The 11,645-nt window shown below is 38.6% G+C and carries 8 protein-coding genes; 1 reads left to right on the forward strand and 7 read right to left on the reverse strand.

From position 1 onward, the window contains the following. Position 1: 1 nt before the first annotated feature. Genes ADM90_RS01145 through ADM90_RS01155 form a run of 3 tightly spaced genes read right to left on the reverse strand, consistent with a single transcriptional unit; the run spans position 2 to position 2,827 of the window. Complete coding sequence (locus ADM90_RS01145; RefSeq protein ID WP_053993242.1) at positions 2-814, reverse strand: GNAT family N-acetyltransferase; 813 nt, start codon at positions 812-814, stop codon at positions 2-4. A 22-nt stretch (positions 815-836) separates the two neighbouring features. Next, positions 837-1,952 carry a M20 peptidase aminoacylase family protein gene (locus tag ADM90_RS01150; RefSeq protein WP_053993243.1) on the reverse strand — a complete coding sequence of 372 codons (1,116 nt, stop codon included), beginning with the start codon at positions 1,950-1,952 and terminating at the stop codon, positions 837-839. A 5-nt stretch (positions 1,953-1,957) separates the two neighbouring features. Further along, positions 1,958-2,827 carry a MurR/RpiR family transcriptional regulator gene (locus ADM90_RS01155; RefSeq protein ID WP_053993244.1) on the reverse strand — a complete coding sequence of 290 codons (870 nt, stop codon included), beginning with the start codon at positions 2,825-2,827 and terminating at the stop codon, positions 1,958-1,960. Positions 2,828-3,077: 250 nt separating this feature from the next. Here ADM90_RS01155 and ADM90_RS01160 point away from each other — a divergent pair, with 250 nt between their 5' ends. Next, positions 3,078-5,270 carry a DNA topoisomerase III gene (locus ADM90_RS01160; RefSeq protein WP_053993245.1) on the forward strand — a complete coding sequence of 731 codons (2,193 nt, stop codon included), beginning with the start codon at positions 3,078-3,080 and terminating at the stop codon, positions 5,268-5,270. Positions 5,271-5,512: 242 nt separating this feature from the next. Here ADM90_RS01160 and ADM90_RS01165 read toward each other — a convergent pair whose 3' ends face one another. From ADM90_RS01165 to ADM90_RS01180, 4 genes are all read right to left on the reverse strand, one after another. After that, complete coding sequence (locus ADM90_RS01165) at positions 5,513-6,265, reverse strand: hypothetical protein (protein WP_053993246.1); 753 nt, start codon at positions 6,263-6,265, stop codon at positions 5,513-5,515. Between the two features lies 1 nt (position 6,266). After that, positions 6,267-10,049 (reverse strand): DEAD/DEAH box helicase, encoded by a 3,783-nt coding sequence (locus tag ADM90_RS01170; RefSeq protein WP_053993247.1) that lies wholly within the window; start codon positions 10,047-10,049, stop codon positions 6,267-6,269. A 121-nt stretch (positions 10,050-10,170) separates the two neighbouring features. Beyond that, positions 10,171-10,725 carry an NADPH-dependent FMN reductase gene (locus ADM90_RS01175; protein WP_053993248.1) on the reverse strand — a complete coding sequence of 185 codons (555 nt, stop codon included), beginning with the start codon at positions 10,723-10,725 and terminating at the stop codon, positions 10,171-10,173. 128 nt (positions 10,726-10,853) lie between these two features. Continuing rightward, complete coding sequence (locus tag ADM90_RS01180) at positions 10,854-11,639, reverse strand: oxidoreductase (protein ID WP_053993249.1); 786 nt, start codon at positions 11,637-11,639, stop codon at positions 10,854-10,856. Between the last annotated feature and the right edge of the window lie 6 nt (positions 11,640-11,645).

An 11,645-nucleotide genomic window follows, 5' to 3' on the forward strand; every position in this document is an offset into this window, starting at 1 on the left:
ATTAATTTGTCCCTTCCAAATTTAAAGTTGCTTTTTTCACTAAAACATATTCGTTAAAGTATTCTTTTTGCTGCAATAGAACAGCGGCATACCCTGCTGAAAATAGCTGCTTTAGCAGATTTCTTGTTTTAAAACGCCAATCCAATGCTAAGCTAGGATTTTGTGCTTTTAATGCTTGAAAGTCCTTAGGAACAGGTAGCACATACGCTTCTTCTGTTAATTTTAAATTTTCAGTTATTTTTAAACATAATAAACCCTGCTTTGTAAGCTCACAGCTTGCCACTGGTATTGCATTTGCTACTTCTATTTCAGTATTGTTTACTACATAATCTGAAGTTAAATGCCAGCTTACCTCAAATCGATCTGAGGGTAGCCCTTTATTGAAGCCATCCTGCATTTCACCATAGCAATTTTCAATATAGGTGTAACAAACACCTTTTAATTTAGATAGATTAAGATAAGCATTTCGGGTTTCAAGGGGGTCAAATGTCCATATCATTAAATCATAGCCCTGCTCAATAGCAATTGCCCGCTGTTTGTACTTTAACTTTTCGCCTATACCAAGTGAGCGATATTTTTGATCAATCCCTAACATATGGGAACATAGATAGCTTGTCCCTTCTCGAAAACCTGAAAAACCATAACTAAAACCAACTAATTTATCTTCTTGATAGGCACCTACAACGATACCCCCATTTTTCACTGCTGTAAGCGTTTGGTGGAGAGGAATAGCAGGCATCCCCCACACAGCAAACTCTAATTGCTGAACTTGTTCAAGTTCTTCAATTGTTTTTATTTCTCGAATATCTATCATAGCTATCTCTTCTTTCTAATCTTTATAATGCTCTCAAAATAGCTCTTGTAATAATATTTACACCTATTAAAAGCCGATCTTGATTAAAGGTCATTTGAGGATGGTGTAAGCCTGGAGTAACTCCACAGCCTAATCCAAGCATTGTAGCTTTAAGCTTTGGACGTTCATAAGTATAAAAATGAAAATCCTCTCCTCCTGGTGTAACAACTGGTGGAGCACAAGCCTTTTCCCCAACTACATCAGTAATAGCTGCCCTCATATGCTGTAAAGCTTCATCATTCACTATTGCTGCTACAATATGAGCATCTACCTGTAAGAAAATTTTTGCTCCATACATTGCTTCAACAGATGCTTTTACACGCTCCATACCCTCTGTAATTACTTCCATCACTTCATTTGTTTGTGCTCGTGCATCAATGCTAAATGTTGCTTTACCAGGAATAATATTTGTAGAGGTGCCTCCTGCATTAAATTGTGTCATTTTGACAGATGCAGAGATATTTGGGTCCGTCCAAATCTTTTGAAGGCCTTCAACAATAGCTGCTCCAACCTCAATTACATTAATACCAAGTTCTGGCCGTGCACCATGTGTCTCTTCCCCAATAATGGTCCCTGTAAAAAGCTTTGCGGCTCCATGATACAACGCTGGTGCATACGTCCCATCCTGTAATTCCTTTAATGGTCGAACATGAACACCAAATAAATATTTTAAATCATCAATAATGCCCTTTTCGACAAATGCGTGGGCTCCTTGTGCCTTTTCCTCAGCAGGTTGAAATAAAATTCGTACAGCGCCTGAAAGTAAATGTTCCATATCCTTTAAAAGCAATGCAGTCCCAATAGCCATCGTCATATGACCATCATGCCCACAAGAATGGTTAGCTTGAAAGACACCATTAACCTCCTGCCAAAGGGCATCTATATCAGTGCGAAATCCTACTTTAGGTGTACCTTTACCAATATCAACATAAAGTCCTGTCATATCTTCAAAAAGATGTGGCTCCATGTTTGCCTCTCTCAATAAATTTGCTATATATTGTGTCGTATTGTGTTCTTGCCAACTAACTTCTGGATGTTGATGTAAATGATTAAAAATATTTGCCAGACGTGGCTGTAACTCTTGTAAAACTTGGTTCATAGTAGTCAACTCCATCGATTTGCTAAAAAGCTATTTTCGAAATCATCATATTTTACACGCTGATTTTCATAGTAGTCATGATTTTGTGCAGTCATCCCCGCTATTAAAGTATTTAAAAATGCTATGAGTGCTGGCATAGCATCTATTGTGGATACTTCTTGTTGTTGCTCGTTAACAAAGGTAATGGTTGCATATTGGGTAATAGGTGCAATTTGAGAATCAGTAATGCCAATAATCTCGCATTTTTTTTCTTGTATTTCAGCCGCAAATTGTATCGGCTCTTTAAAGTAACGATGGAACGATAAAATAATAACTACACTATCCTCATCAATCTCTTGGATCACACGTATGACCTCACTCGTCTCAAAATTTAACAGTACTACATTTGGTCGCAAAAGATTTAATGTAAAGTGAAGCCATTGTGCTGCTAAATGGGAGGAGCCATTCCCTGCAATATATATTTTTTTCTTCTCATGTAGCAGTACGGAAGCTCGATTAAAATCCTCCTCATTAATATTGTTAGCCATATTTAAAATGCGAGATGCATCCTTTTCCATTGTCTTTACATAAAAACGTGGATTTTCAAAAAGAGCCTGCTTCGATTGTAAATAATTTTGCAAACTACTTGCATTTCCTTTATTAAATAAATGCATCGTTACCTGACGTTGCAATTGTGCATAACCAGATAAGCCCAATGCATAACAAAAGCGAATCACCGTCGTTTCACTTACTCCAGCTTTCTCTCCTACATATGAAGCTGAGTGAACGCCTACTGTCTGTAAATTTTTTAGGATGAATGTAGCTACCTTTTGCTGACTTTTGGATAACTCTTGGTATTTCTCTTGAATCAGCTGCTGGATTGTTTGATTCCCCATAAAAGAAGCACACCCTTTTTTAATTTATATTTTGAAGTATTAACTTCATTTTTATGTACATAAGATTATCATATTAATTTTCTGAATTCAATGTTTTTTCTGAAATTATAATTTCAATACTATCATGCCTCCAAGTCTGGTATGATTACTTCTTTCATCAGCATTTAATCAATTTCGTTACAGTTCAACTGCTAATGCCTCCAACCTATGCTATATTTAAAACCATGGAATAACGAAAGGGTGTTAACAAATGGCAAAAAGCATAGTAATTGCTGAAAAACCTTCTGTTGCACGTGATATTGCACGTGTGCTGAAGTGTCATAAAAAAGGAAATGGCTTCCTTGAAGGAGATCAATATATTGTTACTTGGGCACTTGGACATCTGGTAACATTAGCTGACCCTGAAAGCTATGATGTAAAATATAAAACGTGGAACTTAGAGGATTTACCAATGCTCCCAGATCGTTTAAAGTTAACGGTTATTAAACAAACGGGGAAACAATTTAATGCGGTGAAGAGTCAACTTATGCGCAATGATGTCAATAATATCATTATTGCGACAGACGCAGGTCGTGAAGGTGAACTTGTAGCACGTTGGATTATTGATAAAGTAAAGGTAAAAAAACCATTACAACGCCTATGGATTTCCTCTGTTACAGATAAGGCCATTAAAGATGGCTTTGCTAATTTAAAGCCTGGAAGAGCCTATGATAACTTATATGCTTCTGCTGTTGCTCGCTCTGAGGCAGACTGGTATATCGGCTTAAATGCTACCCGTGCCTTGACTACGCGCTTTAATGCACAGCTAAACTGTGGACGTGTACAAACACCAACAGTAGCCATTATTGCAGCGCGCGAAGATGAAATTAAAAACTTTAAAGCACAAACCTATTATGGTATTGAAGCACAAACAACAGATAACTTGAAGCTCACTTGGCAAGATCAAAATGGCAATAGTCGCAGCTTTGATAAAGAGAAGATTGATACGCTAGTGAAAAAGCTTGGAAATAGCAATGCAACTGTTGTCGATATTGAAAAGAAACCAAAAAAATCATTTGCTCCTGGCCTCTATGATTTAACAGAATTGCAGCGTGACGCCAATAAAATCTTTGGCTACTCAGCGAAGGAAACATTGAATATTATGCAAAAGCTGTATGAGCAACATAAAGTGTTAACTTATCCACGTACGGATTCTCGCTTTATTTCTCAGGATATCGTAGCGACACTACCTGAACGCTTAAAGGCATGCGGCATTGGTGAGTATCGCTCCATCGCCCATAAATTGCTGACAAAGCCAATCAAAGCAACAAAAGCATTTGTTGATGATAGCAAAGTGTCAGATCACCATGCCATCATTCCAACAGAGGGCTATGTGAATCTTTCAGCCTTCTCAGATAAGGAACGTAAAATTTATGATCTTGTTGTGAAACGCTTCCTTGCTGTTTTACTTCCTGCCTTTGAGTATGAACAATTAACATTGCGTGCAAAAATTGGCGATGAAAGCTTTATTGCTCGTGGCAAAACGATTTTATCATCTGGCTGGAAGGAAGTTTACGAAAATCGCTATGAGGATGAGGACACAGTAGATGACGTCAAGGAACAAATACTGCCACGCATTGATAAAGGCAATCTGTTAAAAGTAAAGCTTCTTGTGCAAACTTCTGGACAAACAAAACCACCTGCTCGTTTTAATGAAGCAAGCCTATTATCAGCCATGGAAAACCCAACAAAATATATGGCAACGAATGATAAAAAACTAGCCGATACATTAAAATCCACAGGTGGTCTAGGTACAGTCGCAACACGTGCAGATATTATTGATAAGCTTTTTAATTCCTTCTTAATTGAAAAGCGTGGTGGCAAGGATATTTATATTACCTCTAAAGGTCGTCAACTACTCGATCTAGTGCCAGAGGAATTGAAATCCCCTGCCCTCACAGCAGAGTGGGAGCAAAAGCTTGAGCTTATTGCAAAAGGTAAGCTAAAAAAAGATGTCTTTATTAGTGAAATGAAAAATTACACGAAGGAAATTGTGTCGGAGATTAAGGGTAGTGATAAAAAGTATAAGCATGATAATATCTCTTCGAAATCATGTCCTGATTGCGGTAAACCGATGCTTGAAGTGAATGGCAAGAAAGGAAAAATGCTTGTCTGCCAAGATCGAGAATGTGGTCACCGTAAAAATGTCTCACGTACTACAAATGCACGTTGTCCACAATGTCATAAAAAATTAGAGCTTCGTGGAGAAGGCGATGGTCAAATTTTTGTTTGTAAATGTGGCTATCGTGAAAAATTATCTGCCTTTGAAGCAAGACGCAAAAAAGAAGGCGGAGGCAAGGTTGATAAACGCTCCGTACAAAAATATTTAAAGCAACAAAAAAACGAAGAGCCAGTGAACAACGCTCTTGCGGAGGCTTTAAAAGGGTTAAAATTTGATGAATAAGAAAAAGGGTGTCTCAATAATCATTTGAGACGCCCTTTTTACATACCTTGAATTAATAAATTACTCTAAGGGAGGTTTTTTTATGGAAGCAAAAAATTTTAGACCGCGAAATATTATTTTGATGACCATTGTTGTTGCTGCCTCTGTGTCAATTGGTCAAGCCATTTATGTGATGTTCATCAATGTGCCCTTCCCATAACAGCCGGTTATTACCCAACTTTCAAGGTTTATTATCTAACTCTTTATAAATACTGTTCACGCCACTGCAATTGTTCTTTGTCAGTAAGCTGCTGCTCAAGCTGTTTATCCCATTGATTCCACAATGTATTCCACACGCGCACATAGACCATATCCTGCTCCTGATTGTAAAGCACAAACTCTAAGCATGGACTATCATTAATTTGCTTGGCCTCTACTTGCTCAATAGCAGCAATGATTTTTTGAGAAGTGCCTGCTGTCTCATCTGTTTCTTCCTGTAATGCTGTGATAATCAACGATTCTTCAAACTGTTCTTGCTGCTCAGCCTCTTGGTCAACATAACGGTAGAGCTGTGGCAGGTCATCATATTCCTCAATATCCTCTGTTTTTATAGAAAGAAATGATTGATGACAGGGGCTAAAATAAAGGGTAGCTGTTTCAATATCTAGCTCCTCCTCAAAAATGCCCTGTTCTAGCTGCTGCTGCCCTTTAGTCGTTATCCGATAAAAGCCAGCCTCATGTTGCACTAAGTTGACTCGTATCATTAAGGATACTAAATCCTCGATAAATAATGGATCTACTAATAATAGTTCACTTAATTCCTGTGTGCTTGCAAAATCGGCTTCCTTGATGCTTAGCAGCAGCATTGTCATTAAAACATCCATTGTTGAACGACGCATAGGCTTATAAGCTACATCGACAGTTCGAATAGGAATACACCATTCTGCCGTTTTAATAATTTTGATATTACGATTTTGCTGCAGCTCACGCATTAGTCGTTGCTGTAATTTTGACAATTTACATCACCAATCCTTTATGATTACGTAAGCCATCGTAGGATTTTACGGTATTTAATAAATTCGTATACATATCTCTTGTCTCTTGATGTTTCGCACGTTTTGTAAACATGTCGGCACTTCCTACAAGCAGTAATAACTCACGGGCACGGGAGAGCGCAACATTTAAGCGACGATAATCTCTTGCAAAGCCAATATCGCCGCCTTTTGCTGTATTACGAACCATACTCACTAGGATCACATCCATTTCCATTCCTTGGAATTTATCGACAGTGCCTGTTCTAAATTGTAGATGCGGTAACTGTAATTCCTGCTGAAGCAGACGATTAATTCTCTTCACCTGCTCACCGTAAAAACTAATTACGCCAACGCTTTTCTGAGTATCGTGTGGCATACGCCCCGCCTCTTTTGCCACTCTCACTGCGTCATTAAGATCTAGCAAAATATGACGAATTGTTTGCAATTCCCCTTCATTATAGCGACTTGTTCCACCCTTTACCTGCTCCTCTAAATAAGGCTTTTCTGTTGGTATATCAATCCAGAGTAAATGGTCATCACGCTTGACAAATTGCCCCTCTAAGCGATGATCTCTTGCCGCATCTGAATCTGGTAAGCCGCACTGCAAGCCATTTTCCTCTCTCGCATAAAATGGTGTAATACTTTGCATAATTTTCTCATGCATACGGTATTGTAATGCAAGCATTTGCTTATGCGTTGAGGGCAAATTATTAAATAGGCGCTCAAATAATGATTCGCGCAATAGATTTTTTAATTCCTGTGCGCCTTCAAAATTAGGATTTTCCTCTTGCATCGCCTTTAATGTTTCCTCCAATGTATCATCCCCAAGCAATGGTGGGAGCTGATGATGATCACCTACTAAAATAACCTTTTTCCCTTTAAGCATTGGCAATAATAATTCTGGTGGTGTTGCCTTTGAGACCTCATCAATAATCACTACATCAAAGGTAGGATAATTTTCCATAAATTCCTTACTTGCAGAGGCTACACATGTTGTACCAATTACATTCGCATGGCGCACATATAGTTTTCGGATTTCATCTAAATCATATTCTGTAGCATTTTGTAGCTTGTCACGCCATTGCTCCTGTAATTTTTGACGAAGTGGTAGCTGTTGTTCCTTACGCTGTAACGCTTCAATAGTTTGATTAGCCACTTTCATCGCTTCTACAACCTCCTCTGCCGTGCGTTCCGGTGTTGATTGTAAAAGCTTTGTATAAGCTGTTAATTGCTTTTCCTTTGTCAGTCCAGCAATATTAATATCTTTAATGCGTGCTTCTATTGCTGTTAACTGTTGCTCAACCTCCTGCAAGCTTGTTTGCACCGTCTGAAGAGCAGCCTGCTTTGGAACTAGCTGCACCTTCGCTTGCTCTACTGCCTCAAGCTGCTGCTGTACTTGCTCTAGCGATTCTTGCTCCTGTGCCATTACTATTTTTAAATACTCAGCGGATTCTTTCGGCTCTTCTTCCAGATGGAAGGTGCTTGCTAGCTGCTTTAGTCGCTCTGTATGCTGTAAAAATGGCTGCAATTGACGCTGTAAACTTTGCACATCAAAGCTTGTAATGGCGCATTCCTGATGAATAAGGCTTGCTATATTTTTACGACACGACTCAAACTCTTGGTCTTTATGTGCTTGCTGTTGCTGCAATGCTGCTCCTTTTTGCCACACAAAATCACGGCGCATATAGAGCCCAAGCAGGTAGCTTTCTAACTCCTCTGCTGTTGGTGAGTGCCCCTCTTCAAATGCCTTGTTTAACTGTGCAAAAACACCCATAAGGTTTTGCAAAGAAAATGACTGTACTGGCTGTAGCCTGCTTTTAGCAAAAGCCCGCTCCTTTACTTCCTCTGTTGCCAATCCTTCCAGCTTTGCAATAGCTTTTTGTAAGCGTGTATTAATAGTAGACCAAGCTACTAAATCTTTTGCATCCTCTAAATGCTGTAAGCGGCTAATTTGCTGTGACAGTACATGGCTTGGCCGAATTTGATAGTGCTGTAAAAATCGTTGAATACGTTCAAAGGCTGTTAATGTTTGAATATATTTTTGCGCTTCCTTCATTGTAGCTAAACGTTGGCTTTCCGCATCATATTTAAGCTGTAACTCTTGAAATTGCTCTGTTAGCTGCTGCTTTTGCTCTTGCAATTCCTTATATTGAATAGCTGCTTTTAGTTGCCCGATTTTTTGTGTTGTTTCCTGAATGATCTGCTGTAGCTCCTCTAAAGAAGGAGTGTCAGCAAGTGTTTGTGTAAGCTGCTGGACCAGAGGCTCAATTTGTGCAAGCTGTTTATCATAATGCTCTTTTTGTGCTTCATATGTTTGCTGCTCAGCTTTAGCAGCCTTCAATTCTTTTTTTAATGCTTGAATTTCCTGCTGTAAAATAGGCTCCTCAATGACTGCCTGCTCTTTTGCAGCGATTTCCTGTGTTAGTGCTTCCAGCCATTTTTCCAATTTGGCTAGCTCATCTTGTGCTTTGCTAAGATTTGCTTTTAATTCTCGTTCACGTTCAGGAAATGTCGTAATGGCCTCTTCAATGACCGCAAGTGTTTGCTCACGCCAATACAAAGCTACATTTTCCTCGATAAACTTTTTACCTTCCTCCTCAATACTTTCTGTTCTACCATACCGTAAAATTCGGATGTCTTGATTGGATAATAATCGTCCTAAGGCATTATCTACTGCTAAGTTGGACTGCGAGGCAACAAGTGTTTTTAAACCAGCCTTCACATTTTGCTGACAGATTTCTGAAATCACCGTTGTTTTTCCTGTACCTGGTGGACCTTGTATCACATATAAATCCTCAACAGATAATGCCCCTAAAACCGCTCGACGCTGATATTCGTTTAAGATATTATGAAATTCAATATCCTGCTGTAGCTTGGATGCTCGTACTGTTGGGCGTTTTTCAAATAAAATTGTCTCTAAATGAGGATTAACTGCCTCACCCTTTTCCAGCTTTGTAAAGCCATTGCGCAATCTTCTAATTTGACTCAGCGTCGCAAAATTACTAAAGCTTGCTTGTTTTGAACGAAGATTAAGCTGATCCTTGCGTGCCAAATCCTGTATAAAGGGCTTTACATCAATTTCAACCGTTTGCTTGTTAGCAGTAGCCTTTAAAACTTGTCCAATCTCACCGCGCATGCCTTGAATACTGACACTGAGCCCTTCTAACTGCTTCCATTCCTTGCTCTTTATGTAGGGACAAACAATTGTTAAGCGTGTAAAATTTTCATTGAAGTAGCTTTGTTTAAATTCTGTATGAATGTCATCTATCGTGGCATCACGTTCTTGAATTTTCAAATAGCCTTCCCAGCTCGCTATCCGTTTTTTTACATACTCTGTACGTTCCTCTGCGATCGGTAATTGTCTTATTGTCGTATGCAGCTCAAGCGGAATACCTGCTCCGTTATTCGGTCTTGTAATAAATTGCAATGCAGCTGCTAGTCGGCGATTTGTATGAATAGGACCACGCATATGAACAAAGCGGATATTTGTTGCTAGCAATCCTTCAACTTTGAGGACACAATCCATAATCACAGTTTTCCCTGCAAGAACCTCATGTAGTTTTCCATTATCATCAGCATTAAAATAAATAGATAAAAATATTTCACCCGCTGTTTTAGCCTTTCTTTTTTCAATATAAACCGTAAAAGCGTTTTGTAACGTAAAAAAGGCATGCTCATTTGCTGAGCATTCCTCTACTGCTTCCTTCGCCTTATTGGTCAAAATAAGGCTACAGCGTTGCTTTTCTAGTAAGGCGATGTCCTGCAATGAGCAGCCCTCCCTTCCGTATCACTAAAGTTTTATTTTATCATATTTTAAAAAAATACTTATAATGAAAAAACCCCTGAACAGTGATTTCCTACCACTGTCCAAGGGCATAAAATTCATATTAATGCTGATCAATCGTTTCCTTCGGCAGATTTTTGCTCATTTCGCAATATTGCACAAAGACACGTGCTAATTCACGTAAACGATTATGAACATCCTCATCTATAATAGTATTGTTTGCATCAAAATGCGATGTATGTGTGTACACATAGTTTGGTGTTACAAGGGCGCGGAAATAGTCTAAAATAGGCTTTAGCTGATTTTCTACTACAAGGTGATGCTGGTATGTGCCACCATTTGCCACAATGGATACTGGCTTATAGCGCATTGTTTTAGGATGTAAGAAATCAAACGCATTCTTTAAAACACCAGGAATGGATGCTTGGAAAATCGGTGTTGCGATAATATATGCGTCCGCTTCCTCAAATTGTTGGATCATTTTCTTCATATCATCATTTAATGGTGAACCATCCACAATTTGATGCTTATATTGACTAAAATGCATCATTTCTAATTCGAAACTAGCATTTAGTTCTTTAATATATTGCTCCACTTGCTCTAAAATAGCACCTGTCTTACGGCCAAACATTGTGCCATCAACGAGTAAAATTTTCATCTTTACTTTGCCTCCACATTCATCTTCTACAATAATATTGTAACAAATGTCACGTAGCTCGAAAAGAATTGCAGTGATGAAAGGAAGAAATTCAGTCTTTAGACGGAATGCCCCAAAAAGTGGCTATATTATTTTTGTTCCTGATCATCATGTTGAAAATGGACTTCCTTATCCACAACTGTATCCGATAATTTGTGTTTGTCCCAATTAAATAATGTCTCTCTTGAAACATCTTCCTTTACTATTATTTCAGGATAGTCTAATTTCGCTAAGTGAGGTGATTTATAAATAGTAACAGGCTGCTGCTTTTCATATAAAGCGATAATAATCATCGCCTTTGCCACTTGTGAAGCTTCAATGGCTCTAGCAGCTTTAAGGGGACCTATTAATAAAGGTTGGGCAAGCTTTAATACTTTCTCTCCTGCCTTTTCCCCTAAACGAAATTCATGACGCTGCCCTACTAATAATGATGGGCGAATAATCGAAAGTCTTTGTAAGCCAAGCTCTATTAAATCTTGCTCAAGCTTTCCTTTCACTCGATTGTAGTAAAAAGGTGAGCTCTCCTTTGCGCCCATTGAGGTAATGACAAGAAAATGAGGAATTCCACGTTTTTTTGCTAACGAAGCAATTGCTAATGGATATTCAAAATCGACCTTTTCAAACATCTCACGAGAGCCTGCCTTTTTAATCGTTGTACCTAAGCAGCAATATAGTTCATGTGCAAATTCAATATCTTGTTCTTCTAATCGATCAAAATCTCGAATTTTTATTTCTAGCTTTGGATGCGTAAAGACTGGCTTCTTTCGTGCAATAACCGTTACTGACACATATTCATCATTTTCACATAATTGCTCCACAAGAGAAGCACCTGTTAAACCAGTTGCCCCAACAACAATTGCTGCACGCATACCCATTGCTCA

Origin of the sequence: Lysinibacillus macroides, from assembly GCF_001281525.1 — a bacterium.
In the GTDB taxonomy this organism is placed as follows: Bacteria; Bacillota; Bacilli; order Bacillales_A; family Planococcaceae; genus Lysinibacillus; species Lysinibacillus macroides.

Coding starts and splice junctions, on each gene's coding strand:
- ADM90_RS01160 (WP_053993245.1), top strand. CDS start 3,078: ATGGCAAAAAGCATAGTAATTGCTGAAAAACCTTCTGTTGCACGTGAT.
- ADM90_RS01175 (WP_053993248.1), bottom strand. CDS start 10,725: ATGAAAATTTTACTCGTTGATGGCACAATGTTTGGCCGTAAGACAGGT.
- ADM90_RS01155 (WP_053993244.1), bottom strand. CDS start 2,827: ATGGGGAATCAAACAATCCAGCAGCTGATTCAAGAGAAATACCAAGAG.
- ADM90_RS01150 (WP_053993243.1), bottom strand. CDS start 1,952: ATGAACCAAGTTTTACAAGAGTTACAGCCACGTCTGGCAAATATTTTT.
- ADM90_RS01145 (WP_053993242.1), bottom strand. CDS start 814: ATGATAGATATTCGAGAAATAAAAACAATTGAAGAACTTGAACAAGTT.
- ADM90_RS01180 (WP_053993249.1), bottom strand. CDS start 11,639: ATGGGTATGCGTGCAGCAATTGTTGTTGGGGCAACTGGTTTAACAGGT.